15 protein-coding genes are annotated in these 15535 nt (G+C 54.3%); 8 read left to right on the top strand and 7 right to left on the bottom strand.

Features of this window, described 5'->3' with window-relative positions; translation table 11 throughout:
- The first annotated feature begins 54 nt into the window (after window positions 1-54).
- Together EPN93_11535 and EPN93_11530 are read left to right on the top strand one after the other, a co-directional pair.
- The gene (locus tag EPN93_11535) at window positions 55-870 is read left to right on the top strand and encodes a hypothetical protein (GenBank protein ID TAL34757.1); all 816 of its coding nucleotides are present in this window, start codon (window positions 55-57) and stop codon (window positions 868-870) included.
- 195 nt (window positions 871-1065) lie between these two features.
- Entirely contained in the window at window positions 1066-1524 is a 459-nt protein-coding gene (locus tag EPN93_11530; protein TAL34756.1) for a cyclic nucleotide-binding domain-containing protein, read from the top strand.
- 132 nt (window positions 1525-1656) lie between these two features.
- Here the strand turns inward: EPN93_11530 and EPN93_11525 are convergent, their stop codons facing one another.
- Window positions 1657-2106, bottom strand: a complete 450-nt coding sequence (locus tag EPN93_11525; protein ID TAL34755.1) for an SRPBCC domain-containing protein — start codon at window positions 2104-2106, stop codon at window positions 1657-1659.
- Between the two features lie 175 nt (window positions 2107-2281).
- Between EPN93_11525 and EPN93_11520 the strand changes: the two genes are divergently transcribed.
- Together EPN93_11520 and EPN93_11515 are read left to right on the top strand one after the other, a co-directional pair.
- On the top strand, window positions 2282-2806 hold the full coding sequence (locus EPN93_11520) for a type 1 glutamine amidotransferase (protein TAL34784.1): 525 nt from the start codon (window positions 2282-2284) through the stop codon (window positions 2804-2806).
- Between the two features lie 139 nt (window positions 2807-2945).
- Entirely contained in the window at window positions 2946-3440 is a 495-nt protein-coding gene (locus EPN93_11515) for a DEAD/DEAH box helicase (protein TAL34754.1), read from the top strand.
- A 175-nt stretch (window positions 3441-3615) separates the two neighbouring features.
- Here EPN93_11515 and EPN93_11510 read toward each other — a convergent pair whose 3' ends face one another.
- The 3 genes from EPN93_11510 to EPN93_11500 are packed head-to-tail and all read right to left on the bottom strand — an operon-like array spanning window position 3616 to window position 6718.
- Window positions 3616-4731 (bottom strand): DNA methylase, encoded by a 1116-nt coding sequence (locus EPN93_11510; protein TAL34753.1) that lies wholly within the window; start codon window positions 4729-4731, stop codon window positions 3616-3618.
- Window positions 4728-5603, bottom strand: a complete 876-nt coding sequence (locus EPN93_11505) for a hypothetical protein (protein ID TAL34752.1) — start codon at window positions 5601-5603, stop codon at window positions 4728-4730. The genes EPN93_11510 and EPN93_11505 overlap by 4 nt, the downstream gene beginning before the upstream one ends.
- A 2-nt stretch (window positions 5604-5605) precedes the next feature.
- A complete protein-coding gene (locus EPN93_11500) occupies window positions 5606-6718 on the bottom strand; it encodes a hypothetical protein (protein ID TAL34751.1) in 1113 nt (370 codons plus the stop codon).
- 539 nt (window positions 6719-7257) lie between these two features.
- On the opposite strand from EPN93_11500, the gene EPN93_11495 reads away from it, so the two are divergent.
- Window positions 7258-7806, top strand: coding sequence for a redoxin domain-containing protein (locus EPN93_11495; protein TAL34783.1), 549 nt, complete (start codon window positions 7258-7260; stop codon window positions 7804-7806).
- A gap of 4 nt (window positions 7807-7810) precedes the next feature.
- Here the strand turns inward: EPN93_11495 and EPN93_11490 are convergent, their stop codons facing one another.
- Window positions 7811-8986 carry a hypothetical protein gene (locus EPN93_11490; GenBank protein ID TAL34750.1) on the bottom strand — a complete coding sequence of 392 codons (1176 nt, stop codon included), beginning with the start codon at window positions 8984-8986 and terminating at the stop codon, window positions 7811-7813.
- Between the two features lie 152 nt (window positions 8987-9138).
- Between EPN93_11490 and EPN93_11485 the strand changes: the two genes are divergently transcribed.
- Both EPN93_11485 and EPN93_11480 read left to right on the top strand, forming a co-directional pair.
- The gene (locus EPN93_11485; protein ID TAL34749.1) at window positions 9139-10785 is read left to right on the top strand and encodes a radical SAM protein; all 1647 of its coding nucleotides are present in this window, start codon (window positions 9139-9141) and stop codon (window positions 10783-10785) included.
- Window positions 10778-10984 (top strand): hypothetical protein, encoded by a 207-nt coding sequence (locus EPN93_11480; protein ID TAL34748.1) that lies wholly within the window; start codon window positions 10778-10780, stop codon window positions 10982-10984. The genes EPN93_11485 and EPN93_11480 overlap by 8 nt, the downstream gene beginning before the upstream one ends.
- On the opposite strand, the gene EPN93_11475 is transcribed toward EPN93_11480, so the two are convergent.
- Window positions 10981-13371 (bottom strand): hypothetical protein, encoded by a 2391-nt coding sequence (locus EPN93_11475; protein ID TAL34747.1) that lies wholly within the window; start codon window positions 13369-13371, stop codon window positions 10981-10983. The genes EPN93_11480 and EPN93_11475 overlap by 4 nt on opposite strands.
- A gap of 93 nt (window positions 13372-13464) precedes the next feature.
- On the bottom strand, window positions 13465-14946 hold the full coding sequence (rsmG, locus tag EPN93_11470; GenBank protein ID TAL34746.1) for a 16S rRNA (guanine(527)-N(7))-methyltransferase RsmG: 1482 nt from the start codon (window positions 14944-14946) through the stop codon (window positions 13465-13467).
- Between the two features lie 214 nt (window positions 14947-15160).
- Here rsmG and EPN93_11465 point away from each other — a divergent pair.
- Window positions 15161-15535 (top strand): hypothetical protein (locus tag EPN93_11465; protein TAL34745.1); only part of this gene is annotated, 375 nt, incomplete at its 3' end.

The following is a 15535-nucleotide window of genomic DNA, read 5'->3' as shown; positions in this document are numbered from 1 at the left end:
TATTTGTTGATCGAAACCTGGTCCAATGGTATTCTTCAGGGGACGGGGGTCGATATGCGTACACACCTTATGGTCGCGCTTTTTGCAGCCGCCGCGCTTTTCGCTTCGCCCGCCGCCGGAGCGGAGCCGGCACGCTATCTCTTCGCGCCCGACGGCGCGAACTTCCTGGTGTACGGCGCGGGCGGGGGAAAACAGTTCATCATCAACCAGCCGAAGCTCACGCAGTGGCGGCTTCAGAAAGATTTCGCGGGACTCTCGTCCGGCAAGAGGATCGTTACCGCGGGCGACGACCCGGCGGGGCTCGCCGTGGCCGAGAAAATGGATTCCCTCATCCGGGGGCTTAAGCAGGAATCGATGAACGCCGAGGACATGCGCAACTACGTGAATTTCCTGGAATCGGCGCTGGGCGCAGACCAGGAGCTGATCACGCGCATCCGGGAGCTCGCGCTGCGCGCCTCCTCGGGGATTCTGGGCCCCGACGACCGCGCACTCATCCAGGCCGAGGTGCGGGAGGTGCTGGCGCAGATAGACATGAATGCGGAATTCACGCAGTTCAATAAAAAGAACGTCATGAAGGAGATCACCGCCGCCTTCCTGGGAATCGCCGCGGCCGACGTCGCAAGGGACGCACCCGGCGCGATCGGCATGGCCGATACGGCCCTCAAGAAAATCCAGGTGATGCGCACGGGCGCCGGCGTGAAGGCGAACGTGCTCACCCTGCAGATCGAGGGAAAGAGTCTCTACATCCTGAACATGGGTGAGGCCGAGAGCAGGCTGCGCGACCTTGACATGGCCGAAGGGGTGTCCTCGCTCATGAAAAACTCCGTGCTGCTCAAGACGCAGTACGGGGTGCTCATGCTTCCGAAATAAATATGCATGCGTAAGAAAGGCGCCTGTGGATGAAGCGCAGTTTCGGATTTCCACGGAAAGGGAGAGTGGATATCCGGCTTCTTCCCTGATCGCGGCTCGATCGGAACACGGATAATTAATTGACTTTTTGCAGTAACGCTGTACCGTTCAGGAAACGGTATTTTCTGGAAATAAATAATGGAGCCATGACCAGCCATGAAAGAATACCTTAAACTCATCGGATTTTTCAGCGGCTTCAAAGACGACGAGCTGGACGAGGTAAGCAGCATCGCCGAGGTGATCTCGGCGCGGGACATGGAAATGATCATCAGGGAAAACGAGCATCCCAAGGGGCTCTACTTCATCGTGAACGGCGAATTCGACGTGGTGAAGAGCATGGGCGGCAATAAATACAAGCGCCTCCAGCGTCTCGACCGGGGAGATTTTTTCGGCGAGATGTCCATCCTGAACGACGAGACGCACTCGGCCTCGGTTGTGTGCCGCAAGAAGGGAACCCTGCTGTTCATCTCAAAGGAGGCCTTCGGCGAAATGAGCGAAAGCGATACGCGCTTCTCGTTAAAGATAATGAAGGAGCTCGCTTCAATCCTGGCACAGCGGCTCAGGCACATGAATTTAAAGTACGGAATGTCCGTGGCCCAGCTCGAATCGAAATAACGATTTGCCGGGCCGCCCCCGCCGTACCCCTCGCACGGATTTCGCGTGCACCGTGCCCTGGAGAGCTGTTCGATGGTTCGGCCCGGGCTCCGGTCCTGAATGGACACGCAGCCCCGGATGCCGGGTAAGGCTTCAGGATTCGGAAATCTCTTTTAATTTTTTCAACGCCTTCGGCCACATCTCGTTAAACATATCCTGGTAGCTGTCGTCGATATCAATATCGACAACGAAGCTTGTAGTGCCCCCGGATTCGCTCAACGTATAGTTTTCATATGCGGGCGCCCATTTCACGGCCTCATCGCTCGTGGTGTCCTCCACGCCGTTCTTTATGACGCCAAGATGGCGAATCGAAATAAACTCATGCAGCCTGCTTTCCGCGATCTCGCTGCTCATGCCGTCGAGCTGGCCTTCGCTGTTTTTCGCAAGGAATCGTATCTTGTCGCCCTTGTTCCAGCCTCCGTCAAAGTATGAACCGGGAAAAAATACGGAGGTCCATTCCCGGTACGGCTGGTCGTTTACGACGGCTTCCCAGACCTTTTTCCTGGGGGCGTTTATCGAAATTTCAAATCGCAGTTTTTTCATGTTTGGTTTTCCTCTTTAAAAGTTTCTCGCAATGGCGTGTGCGTATCGGAACCCTTGCCTGTAAGATAACGATGGGCTCCCGCATTTTCGAGGTGGTTTCAACGGAATTTATCTGTCCGCCCGCCGAATTCTTCTATACTATTGAGTCATGTCTAATGAACGCGGGGTGACGGCTATGCGGTTGAAGGATAAACGTGTCGCGATATTCCTGGAAGAAGGATTCGAAGACCTTGAGTTCTGGGTCACGGTCATGAGGCTTCGCGAGGAGGGAGCCCGGACGGTCATCGTGGGAGTTGAAGCGCACAAGACGGTGCGCGGGAAAAACGGCCTCACCGCCACGAGCGAAACCGCTGCATCCGCCTTGAGCGCCGATGACTTCGACGCGGTCGTGGTTCCGGGCGGCTGGGCCCCGGACAAGCTCCGCCGTTATCCCGCGGTCACCGGGCTCGTGCGCCGTGCCAACGAACAGGGAAAGATCATCGGCCTCATCTGCCACGCGGGGCTCGTGGGCATCTCGGCCGGCATCGTCAGGGGCGGGCGCGCGACGGGAAGCGCCGGGATAAGGGACGATCTCGTCAACGCCGGCGCAACCTGGGTCGACGAGCCCGCGTTTCGGGACGGGAACATCGTCTGGGGAAGGGTCGTGGAGGACATTCCGGCGTTCTGCCGCGAGCTCGTCCGGGCGATCGAAGGGGTTTGAAGACGATCGCGCAACGTCCCGGCAAAACCCCGGTTCCCCCCTCACCGAGGGGCAGGCCGTAGTGCACCTTTTTTTCATGTCCGATATTTCCTCTTACTAAAAGGTCCTCCCGCGCGTATAGAAATCGGAAGGAACGGGGATGCCGCTGCACGGCGCCCCGTTCCCCGTATACGCTAAATGGCGAGGGACCCTCATGTTCACACTCACCGAGGACACCATCAGGAACATCATTGCGCACTCGCCCATCGAGTTCGCGCGCGGGGAGGGGATGTACAGGCTGGGACAGTACAGGATTGCGCGCGCGGACCGGGTTGCGAATGAATATGCCTACGTGGTCGGAGGGGAGTTCTGCGATTACGACGTAATGCTGTCCCTGCGGGACGCGGGCGGGCTGGGCCTGAACCTGCAGGGCGCCGATTGCGTCATCAATATCGAACCGCCCTGGAACCCCGCGAAGCTTAACCAGCGGATCGGCAGGCTCGTGCGGATCGGGCAGAAAAGCGCATCGGTCACCGTGATTGACCTGATCGCGAGGGACTCCATCGAGGAGAGAATATGGGTGGGGAGCCGGCACTCCCGGAACGGAATCCCGCACCCGTCGAAGAAATTTCCGTATCGACGCCCCATTTCCTGAATCCGCGTGTCTTCTCGCGGGGCCGATAATTTACGTGGATACACCTTTACCCGAAATTCTAAAGAACGTTATTTTTGATCGAGAAGGGAATGGGGAGGTGAAGATTGAAGAGATCATGGTTTAATATCACATATGGTATAAATGGCGGGTTGTATTGATGATGTCCGGTGCCACTTTAACAGACAGACAACACATAATCAATCTCGTAGAGGCATCCTTTGCTTGAAGGTAAAAAACTCTGTGCCTGACGCCTAACGATTTCGGTATATTTGGGTTTTTGAATTAATCGGGCCTTTGGGAATACATTCTTGACGGACTTAATAAATTGAATTGTCATCTCCTCTTCATTGAGTCCAATTGCACCTAATCGAACAATGATTTTCGCATTTTCTTTGAGCAAAGGCACAAGTCCAGCCCAAGAGTCTTCTATGAATTTCCAATATTTATTCGCTACTTCATAACGATCATCTCTGGATATCTTCCCATAGGTTGGATAGGGCGGTCCTCCTAAAAACCAGAGTCGTAGCCATTGGTCTTCTTCATATCGAGTAACATTTAGATACGGCGGAGAGGTAATAACTAGTTCCACTTTTCCCCACTGACTTCGGAAAACAGAAGATACTTTGCGTGAATCTGCAAGCCGTACCATACCTTTAGAATTAGCTTGAATATCCATCAACCGATACTCGGCTTTTTGCTGAAGCATTGCAAAGACACGGCGTTTTTTCGGAAATAATTCATGTTTTCCCCAATATTGTAAAGAGTAATTAGGCTTAAGGCAAATTGTGCGTGGCATTTGGTTGCTGAAATAAGCGGTGGAACGACCCATTTCTCCATGAAGGGAGCCGATAACTAGAGCTGCTATGAATCTATCAATTTTATTATTCTTCCAATCTAAAGTATGTCGTAAAAATAGTAATTCTTTCAATGTGGTGTGATAGAATGCGCGTCGAAAAAATGGAGGCAACAATAGCCGATACTTCTCATTTTGAACTATAACAGAATTTTGGTAAATCTTTTCCACCTCCCTGAGGCGCGAAATTATACTATTAAGTTTTGGTCGCTCGGCTTTCGCTCGTGAAACACAATATGCGACTGGATTTATATCTGACCCGGCTGCATTTCTGCCCAAAAGCAGGGATTCTAAAATTGTAGTTCCGCGACCGCAAAAAGGATCAAAAACTAAATCGCCGGTATTGGTGTATGCTTCAACATATTCCCTGACAAAACTCTCGGGGAACATGGCAAAATAGGGACAAATGGCATGAAGCGGTAATCTGCGCGCATTCATGACCTTATCCTCTTTAACATTTTCTCGCACCACTTTAAATTATTCCCAATTGTGGTATGGTTAAACTCGTCTGCTGTAGCCCAATAAGCAATACGGCACCGATCGAAAAACAATTTTGCTGAAATGGCGCGATGCTCAAATATCTCGGGAGATACTCTGTGGGGAATAAAAAAAGATTTAACAATGGGACTTTTATCTCCATCAAGCCATTGGCTGCAAAAATCATTTGGCTGAAGCTCGTTTATTTTCTCATTCCAGTTCTCACCTGAAGCACAATGACCAAATAAAATAAGCTTTCCAATAAGTTGATCAGGAAAAGATTTCCATGCGATTACATCCAACCCGCCATCCTTCGTTCTAAGTGTATTGGTGCGGCGTGAGACAGTCCATTCGCCTACTTGTCCGCAAACATGTTTCAAAGCTTGAAGAAAACCGCTGGGCAAAGTATCTCGAGGAAAACCGAATCTCAGCGAATCACCACCGATGTAGTGTTTAGCGGCTATGCAAGATAATTGCTCAAACATTACCTCATGACGAAATCCTTTAACGCTCTTTTTTGAATTATCGCAATATGAAAGGAGAAGACAAAATATATAAGGCGAAAAACATTTCCAATTATTTCTGACTTTAAGTAATGTCCCCGAGAAAGAAAATGGGTAGCTATCTTTTGACGATGTCACACGTCTATTTAATTCACGCATGGTATCATTGCACAGAGTATCAAGATTTTCAACACCCAGGCGATTTAGCACTCTTTGTAGGTCACCATGGCTCGAATTACCATCAGCCGCCGTGAGTGCAATTAACTCAAGCCAATCTGCTAAAATAATTGGGTCTGTTATATCTGAGGGTAGGGGAATGCTTTTTGACATTATTACTCTTTAATAATTTTGTGCATCTCATCGGATATGCTGTTGGCAACATTAAGTATGCCTTCCATGAGCTGCAACATTTCTTTATCACCCTTGTATCCAGTGGTGATGGTTGCCTTGGCTTCTTGAAGCGCGTCTTTCGCTTTTACCAAAGCTTCCTGAAAACGTCGAGCATCTCCTAGACTTATCTCATAGGCACGTTGAAGACTGATGCCGGAACGCAGGGCATAGAGCGCCTGTTTATTGCTGATTGCATGACGGAGATATCCAAGATGAGGATTTTGTTTTTCGACGACCGGTGATTTACCTTCACTTCTACTTCCAAATAACCAGACCATAAGTTCTTGGAGCTGTTTTAGATGAACCTTGGGCACGGGATTATCTTTTAGTGAGCGTTCAGCGTCTATGCCCAAGAAATGCTGAAATTCCTTTTGATCAGCTGCAGTATAAAGATGTGAAAAGTAAAAACGGTTTGCAATTCGGTCATTGCGATCAAACTCGGTCATTCCTTCGGCTTGTTCTAGAAGAACATAACCTCGATAAATACGGCTTACTGTACTGTGCTGATCACCTATTTTACGGGCAATTTCATTCAGTGGGACATTCCATTCTCGGCGAACTTTTACAATATAGGCGGCTTTACTGAATGAATCCCACTCTTTAGGACCATTGACATGCCGAAAACCGAAATATTCCCAAAGTGATTTTTTATCAGTATAAACAGATACAGGCAATTGTTCGAGTGCCTTTCGCTGCTGTATATTTATTTTTGGAAGGTCAGTGGCTTTTGTTAGACGACGTAGATCGGCATTTATCAATAGTTTAACAGCTGCTAACCGTCGATTTCCCTCAACGACGACGTATTTTTGCTTGATTTGGGATTTTTCGATTGGCAGCAGCGGAACAACAAAAAGTGGCTCCTCCTCGAAGTACCCGTTTGCAGCAATAGATAATGCAACCTCGTCCACAGCCATTTCATCCCAAAGGACACGAAGTAGATCATCTTGCGTCTTTTTTACTCCAATTGCACTTAATCGAGGATTTTCATCATCAAACAGGAGGCGATCAACGTGAATTGAATTTATTATTAATGCTTTAGGTTCTTGCATAGCCATTATATTGTATTATCCTAATTATAAATACAACCACATTATTCCTAACTTACAGGAATCAGGATTCTGTATATATTTACTTTTGTCAATATATTTGCTAATTAAGGAAAACAATACATTGTTAGCCACATAATATGGGATGCAATTATATATTACATAAAAGAAAAAGTTAATAGTTAAAATTGAAAAAATGAGGTATGAAAAAGTTAGGTTTTTGATTGACGAATGGGAATCGAATTCTATCCCCTGAACCCCCGATTGCTGGGCGCCAATTCGACCTTCTCTATTTACAGTTTATTAGTATAATGAGCAGGTCTTGCCGAAAACAGCTTGTCATTCGACATGGCGCGGATATAATTAGGAACAAGATCAACCGTTGAGAAATGCTCACAGTAACCGGTTATCGTTTCCCTTGTTTCGAGTTGAGGAGAACCACAATGAAACATTTACCAATCATGACAACCCTCATCGCCGCGGCAGCACTCTTAGCCTGTTCCAGGCCGCCGGTCGAACCCGCGAAAGCAACGGACGGCGCGCAATCGATGCCGAAGCAGCTTATAGGCAGCGCGTTCCCCGGACTGGAACTGGACGCCTTCCACAAGGGCGCGCTCAAAAAAGTAAAGCTCGCCGATTTCCGGGGGAAATGGCTCGTCGTCATATTTTATCCCGCCGATTTCTCGTTCGTGTGTCCCACCGAGCTCAGGGAGATGGCCGATTCCTATGACCAGTTCCGCAAGGCGGGCGCGGAGGTCGTCAGCGTGAGTACCGACTCCGTCTACGCGCACCGCGCCTGGGCCGAACAGAACGAAGACATTAAAAAGATCGCCTATCCCATGCTCTCGGACCAGGCGGGAAGACTGTCGCGCGCGCTGGGTGTATACGCGGAGGACCGGGGTATCGCGATGCGCGCCTCGTTCGTGGTATCGCCCGAGGGCACTATCGTGGCCTGCGAGATGCATGATGAGGCCATCGGAAGGAGCGCGGCCGAGCTCCTGCGCAAGCTCGAGGCCGCTGTCGCGGTAAGGGAGAGCGACGGCGGGTTTTGCCCTGCGAGCTGGCGCCCGGGGCAGAAAATGGTAAAACCGAAATAGAACTTTAAAACGCTTCGCCCAGCGTAACGTACACCCCGGTAAACCCGGGGCTGCGTCCCACGTCCACACGGATGTTCATCCTTTCCATCTGGTTTATGCTCGCGCGCAGTCCCCCGCCGTAGGCGTACCTGATCCCGTCCACGGTGAACCGGTTGAGCGTGGGCGAAACCTCGCCCGCCCCCGCGAACCCGACGAGGCCCAGCCTCCAGAACAGGGGCATGCGGTATTCCGCCTGGGCGGTGAGCAGGTCCTCGTCGCGGTAGCGCCCCTCGTAATAACCGCGCATGATTCGCTTGCCGCCCAGGAGCGCCATCATCTCGAAGGGCGGCTTGCCGGATATGATCACCCCGTAACCCTGGAGGGCGAGCACGTGATTCCACCACAGGGGAAAGAACTGCCTTATGTCGAGCGTCCATTTGACGAAGTTATAGTCGCTGTTGAATACCGGGTTGAAGGCGGTACAGGTGAGCTGGTAGAGGCCGCCCCTCGTGGTGTAGCGGTCGTGGTCGCGCACGTCGAAATTGACCGAAAAGCCCAATCCCTGCGCCGCGGCCTCCCTGGTCCCGCGGACGCCGCCTTGGTCTATGATGCCGCCCTCTTCAAACTCGCTTATGCGGTTGTGTTCGTAATGGTAGATAAGACCCAGGTAGAGTTTGTGGGCGACTTCGCGCTGGAGATCGCTGCGCACGCGCAGGGTATTTTCGGTATACTTTTCCATCTGGCCGGCGCGCGTATCGTTGCCCACTCCCCAGAACTGGTTGGGGTATTTCTGGTATTCTATGGATCCTAAAAGGTGGTATCGTTCATAGTCCAGGTAGAACTCGGGGAAAAGCTCCCAGATAATCTGCCTTTTTTCCGTGTAGGTAAGGGTCGTCGCGACCGACGAGGGGCGAAGGTGCAGGGGCAGGTTGTTTTCCTCGTCGACCTTGTCGTCGTCGGTGCGGAAATAGGTGATGAATGCGCCCCCACCCGCGAAACTGGTTTCGGGCTTGTAGTAGGCGACGGGAATAACCAGGAATCCGTTCCGGTCGATGACGGCGAGCTTCTTTTTCGCCTCCTCATCCTTGAGCGCCTCGCCCGGGGCCTTCTCCTGGGCGGCGGCGAAAGGGCATGGAGACACGACAAATGCGATCGCGCACAGGAGGGGCGCAAGAAAAAACGGCTTGAATTGCATCCTCATTATTTTGTATCGGTCCGGGATAAGCGCGTGTAGTGTGCGCCCGGCTGCAAAAAATAAGCAAGCAGGAAGTTAATAACTTGAAAAAAAAGTAAACGGGACGCAGGCTTCGGGGGGACGCGGCAGAATTATTTCCCGCATCCCCCGAACGATGAATGAAAACGGTAATCGCGTATCTCTGCCACCATGCCGACCGGCATGATTACTTTCTGTCCATGCTCCCCGTGGGCGCGGTGTCCCTCGCCGCGCAGCTCCACGGGTCGGGCTTCGACGTGCACCTCGCGAATTTTTCAAAGGAGGGCGTGCGCGGGGCGCTTCAGAAGATCGAGGAGCTTTCCCCGGACGTGGTGGCGGTTTCACTTTTCACGCACAACAGAATCGATACGCTAAGGCTCCTGAAAGAGGCGAAGAAGCGCGCGCCGCGCCTTGTGACCATTGCGGGGGGAGCGCATGCGACCGCCCTGGCCGATACGCTCATTGCGCGCGCACCGGGCCTCGACTACATCATTTCGGGGGAGGCGGAGAACGCCCTCCCCGCGCTGTTGAAACAGATCGAGGCGGGCAAGGCGCCGCCTCCGGGCGTCTTCCATGGCGAGCGCATCCGCGACCTGGACAAGCTTCCTTCGCCGGGGAGTTATGCCGGGCCCATGTCCGGTGTCGACGTGAACGAGCAGTTCAAGACCGTCATCACCTCCCGCGGCTGTCCCTACGCGTGCACCTTCTGCTGTTCTCCGGGGATGTGGGAGCGCACCGTTCAGTTCCGCGGCGCGGCCCACATACTCCGCGAGATCGAATACCTGTACCGTGAGCGCGGCATCATTTTCTTTTCCATACGGGACGACAACTTCACCCTCCGGAGGGACAGGGTCATCGAATTCTGCCGCGGGCTCCGGGAAAGCGGCATGTACGTCATGTGGAACTGCCAGTCCCGGGTGGATACCGTGGACGAGGAGATGCTCGTCGAGATGAAACTCGCCGGGTGCGAGCAGATCCAGTTCGGCGTGGAGAGCGGCTCCGCGCAGGTGCTGGAGCGTTACCGCAAGGGCATCACCGTGCAGCAGGTCCAGGAGGCGGCGCGCATCGCGCGCCGGGTGGGCCTGTATGTCTTCTACTATCTCATGGCGGGGATGGAGGGCGAGAAGCTCGCCGACGTGCGCAAAACGATCGGCCTCATCCGGCAGACCCTTCCCGGGGACGGCATCGTTTCGCCCGTCGCGCTCTACCCCGGCACATCCATTTACGAGGACCGGAAGCGGGCGGGGGCGATCGACGACGGCATATGGTCCGCGCGCGGGGAATCGGGAATTTTTTTACGCGATGATGCCGACGTCGCGAAATGGATCTCGATGCTCCTCGCCGAGCTGGGCGTGGTACGCGAGCATTCGTGGTACCGCGAGAAGGACTTCAGGCTTCACCGGCGCGTCGCGGGCCCCGAGTGCTGGGTGACCGACATCCTGGAGGGCGACTATTACCGCGACAACGAACGCTTCCAGGAGGCCGAGGCCAGCTACCTGCGCGTGGCGGGCCGATACACGGACAATCCCTGGGGATTCCTCCGCCTTGGAAAAATCTTCTTTTACATGGGGAAATTCGAGGAAGCCGCGGAATACTATACGCGGGTGACGAGCATCGTCCCCCGCTATTACGGCGGCTGGCTCAAGCGCGCGGAAAGCCTGCTCGCGCTCGGGAAGCGCGACGAGGCGAAGCTCTGCGCGGGAGAGGCATTCTCGCGAAACCCCCACGATTTCCGCGTGCGCAACATCATGGATATCCTAAAAAAATTGGGGGGCCGATATGCCTGAAGCCCGCCGGGAAGGCTTCAACCTTGACGAACCCTGCCTCGTGTCCGCGCTCGACGAGATGTCTCTCTGGTCGGCGCCGTTCGGGATGGCGCTCCTTGACGAGATTCCGTACCGTGCGGGCATGAGCGTGCTCGACCTGGGAAGCGGGACCGGCTTCCCCCTCATCGAGATCGCCGAGCGGCTGGGCGCATCGTTTTAAATATAACCGCTTGAATTTCGAATGTTGCGCGCGAAATCGATTTCAAGGAAAGACCTTTTTCCCTGATTGACTATCGTCACTTTATCCTGGAGGGGAAACCCGCAGGGTGTGTCCGGTGAAATATAAGTATTGTCGTACCGCGGTGAAGAATGCGAATCGACGATTTCGTCGCCCCGTTGGTTTGTTACCTGCAGATTACCGCGTTTCAAATCGAAGACCAACCGTCCCTGTGACGGCGAGTCGTACTGCACCGCGGAACCGGTGACCGTTATTGCGCTTCCTGCAACCCCGTTCATGAAATCCCCGAATTCACCGGCGTCACCGCTTCCCATCTCGCATATCCAGACGTTGTTTTTCCCCGGCGCGATGATTTCCTTGTCGGCATAGATGCCGATCTTCTGCCAGAAAAAATCGTTGCGCGAATAAAGGGCGATGAATCCGGTCCCGCTCCTCGCAAAGGTCCAACGCCCGCGCGTTTCATATTCGTCGAATGAATTCCCGGGGAAATATGCGTGGGTGGAGCTCTCATGCAGCAGGTAGTATTTTATCAGGGTGCGCGCCGTCTGAAAGAAGCCCTTGATTGAACGCGCCGGGCTCGAACCGTTCCGGAAATATGCCTTGGCGACGTCACGCAGCGTTACGGTGCTATTATCCTCCGGCTTTTTCGATTCCACAGGGCGTGAATCTTCCCCCATTCCGGCGACGACCGAGTCGGGCAGTATCGATACGTTTTTTTCCGCCCGGACGAGGCGTGAGATCGTATCAGCAAAATTTTTAATGCTGATTCTATGAGAAGGATTTAATATTTCTGTCACGAGCTTCAGGATGTCCCGAATTTTGTCCGGATAATCAATCGACGTCGCATACTGCGCCATGAGTACGTTTTCAACCTGGACGACAGAAGGCAGTATCCCGAAGCCGCCGAAATACTCGTCCCCCTCTTTGGGCTTTTTAAACGGATTGTTGACCATCTTGTGTATGACGAAGCATGTCGGGTTTTTATACCCCGGGCCTTCGTCGTGTGCAGGCATGGATCCCGAGGGCGTCAGTCCCGCCTGCCAGATGCTTTGCTGGGCCCCCAGGCTCCCGTTCCTGTAATCCTGGGCCGAACTCAGCATATAGGCCGGTGTTTTGAAGGTGCAGATATCGACCTCCTGCAGCGTTGTCGGCGTCACCAGGTCAAGATTCTCCTCTATAAAACGTTTCACATAGGGAAGGCGGTTATTCAATATCCACCGTGCAATCGTGATCATCTTCGCGGTGGTTTTGCTGTTGTTCGGATTGAAAAAGCCGCTATCCCAGATATTCCACGTATTGAACAGGTTGACCATGGCCTCAATTACAGAGGGATGCAGGTACGCGCCGTATTCGAGAAGTCTGAATACATCATTCAGGTTTTCCAGGTCGAAGCCCCATCGTGCATATTCATCTATTTTTATTCCCGTTTTCTGCCGGTTGATCATCCTGCATTCCGTGTCCGCGGCGATGTCATTGAGTACCGCGGGCACCTTGTAGCGCACGGCAAGGGCCAGCGCCGCGGAGCTCTTGTTGTCGGTCATGTGGCAAAGACCCATCCCAAAGAGCAGCCTTTGCGCATCGATCGTCGATTCGCGGTAAAAATACATCTTGTGCGGCGCATGCGTTCTCCCGTGCGTCGAACAGAAAACCCCGCGAAGGCTGTTGAGCGCAATATCAAAAAGAAGCAGATCCATGACGATGGCCGCTTTTGCGGCGATCTCCCCGTCCTCGGAAAAATCCACAAGGTTGAGAAGCGCCGGCATGTCTTCGTTATAATAAAGATTCGACAACCACTCGCAGAATCCGGTTCTGTAGCGCATCGTGAGCCATGTGATGATCCTCTCCCGCGCCTCGGCCATCAACTCGGCGCCTTTTTTCCCGGGTGAGGAAAAGCAGGTTTCCTTGTATTTCTGGCCTATCAGGAACTGATTGCTGGAAAACATGATGCTGTGATTCTCGCTCCAGTAACACATGCCGTCCTTCCCCGTCTCGTTCGGCCAGTATTTGAAACTGTAAAGCGTATCCTGGATTGCGGTGAGTTTGTCCGGGGGGATCTGTCCGGGGAACTGGTAGAGCATGCGTACGAACGCGAGCAGCATGAAATCGGAGGTGTCTTCTCTGCGTGCAATTCTGTCCAGGTTCGTCTCGATGGTGGCCCAATTGATCTCGACCGGCGGTTTTTCCCCTGAATTATTGAACATCCGTACGAGCTGGTAATGCAGTTTCTTATCCGGAATTTGACTTCCGCCGGGATCATGCTGCGGGTTCGAATTGTTAATCGCAAAATCAATGAATTTCTTTTTCCGGGCGGAAAAAGTCGCCTCGTCATCCTGGACCGCCGGCGTGTAGACGTTCAAGGCTGATCCCATGTGAACCTCCACCGGGCCTGTTAACCCGAATACTGGATTGATAAATCCGTCCCCTCATCTCCCTTGAAAGGCGCCTGAGCAGTAAGCGCAGTATCAGAATCGTCGCGTGTGCGCCGCCTTCCACGCGTAGAGCGCGATCGATGCCGCGACGGCCGCGTTGAGCGATTCGACCGCACCGCTCATGGGAATCGCAACGCGCCGCGCCGGGAGGTCGCGCGGAATCCCGGGGCCCTCGACGCCGGGCAGGAGGATGAATCTTTCCGGGAAGGCGGCCGCGCCGATAGGCTCTCCCCGCATATCGAGCGCGTAGAAGGAGTCGCGATGCCGCGCGCAGAGCGCCGGCAGCTCACCCAGGGACGGCCCCCGGTAGAGCGGCGCCGCGAGGACCGCCCCCCCCGACGCCCGAATGCTCCGGGGATGGAACGGATGCGCCGCCTCCCTGAGCATCACGATCCCCCCCGCGCCGAACGCCGCCGCGGAGCGGATCACCGCCCCCACGTTGGCCGGGTCCTGGAACGGGACCAGGAGCGTGCATCCATCGAAAAGCGCCCCGTCCCATTCCGGCGGCTCGGTCACGCGCAGGGCGAGCAGGGGAGCGTTCGTATCGAACGAGTCCAGTTCGTTGAACAGGGCCTTTTTTAGAATTACCAGCGCATCGTTCCCGGCGAAGGCCGCGACGAGAGCGTTCATCCCGGCGTCGGTCTCGGCGTAGCCGTCGTAGGTCACCAGCGTTTCCGCCCGCTCCGGGAAGCGCGTCGCGGTTTCGAGCACCAGCTTTTTCCCGGAGACCAGCACCGCCCCGGTTTTCTTCACGGGCCCGCCCCCCGCCATTTTTTTGAGCTCCTTGAACCGCCGGTTGTCGGCCGAGGTGATCACGGTCGCCGTGTTTTCCTGGCGCGTGAAGATGCGGTATGTCAGCTTCCGGTAGGACGAGGTCTTCTCGAATACGAGGAGCCTTCTCCGGTACGTGGTCGAGGGTATCGTGTATTCGCGGTCGTCCACGAGCGCGAAGTGCGCGGCGCTCTGGGGACCCAGCTCCCCCAGGTCCTCGTCGGCCGAGGGCCCCTTCATGAGGATTACGCGTCCCCCCGCCGGGAGGATGTGGTTCACCCGGGCAAGCGTTTCGTCCGCCCCCTCGAGGGCGCGCGTGATCACGCCGCGCGCCTCCAGGGGAGAATGGGCCGATACGAGATGAGGGTATATCTGAACCCCCTCGAACGAAAGCTCCTTCACGGCGAGCTCCAGGAATTCGACGCGGGCATGCCGGGGTTCGGCGAGCACGAGTTCCAGGTCGGGGAGCATGATCTTGAGCGGGATTCCCGGGAACCCCGCGCCGGTGCCTATGTCGAGCAGTGGACGGGGAAGCGTGCACAGCGCGGGCACGAGCGCGGAATCGGCGAAGTGTTTCACCACGATGTCGTCGAACCGGGTGAGGCGCGAGAGGTCGAGCGCGCGCGTGTGCCGCGCGAGCAGCTCGTAGAATCGCCAGAAGAGGGCGAGCCTTTCCGCCGAAAGCTCTATGCCGCACGAGGCGAGGATCCGCCTCATCGATTCGCGGGAGGGTTTCTCATGCATGACTGAAGTCTACCGGGTGTTCCGCGGCGCTCAACCATATTTCAGGTTTGACGCGATAAAATGTTGCGTCCGCGGCCGCCGGGGCAGCGCTCCGCGCGGTTGGTGTGAATCAAATTCCGGACGTTTTGCATTGAAAATCCGAGAAAATGTTCCTATTTTACGTCCCTCATTCGTATTCATTTCATACTCTCCACATTATCCCGGGGGATACGGAATGCTGCGAACAAGTATCAACATGAAAAACGACATCTTCTTTAAGATAGGCATCGCCGCCGTCCGGCTTGGAATATCCCGGCGCGCGGTCGTGATTATGCTGCTTAACCGCATACGGGGCGATTTCGATCGCTATCAGGGAGGTTTTACCCTGGTGAAGTATCAGCCGCGCGACCCCCGGAAACTTTGGCATTGTTTTCCGATTTCTTTTAGGGAGGCGGAGAATGAGCTTGTTTCGGATTTCAGGAAGCTTGGTAGGTTTTCCGTCTCCTACCTGGTGGCGATCGCCACGGACCGATATCTGGACGAAATATTGCAAGGCAAGAAAAACAGGCATAACTATGCAAAGTTTTCTCACTATGCCATCGGCCGGAGG

The organism is Spirochaetota bacterium (assembly GCA_004297825.1).
GTDB lineage: Bacteria > Spirochaetota > UBA4802 > UBA4802 > UBA5368 > FW300-bin19.
This window is presented reverse-complemented; position numbering and strand designations above follow the sequence as displayed.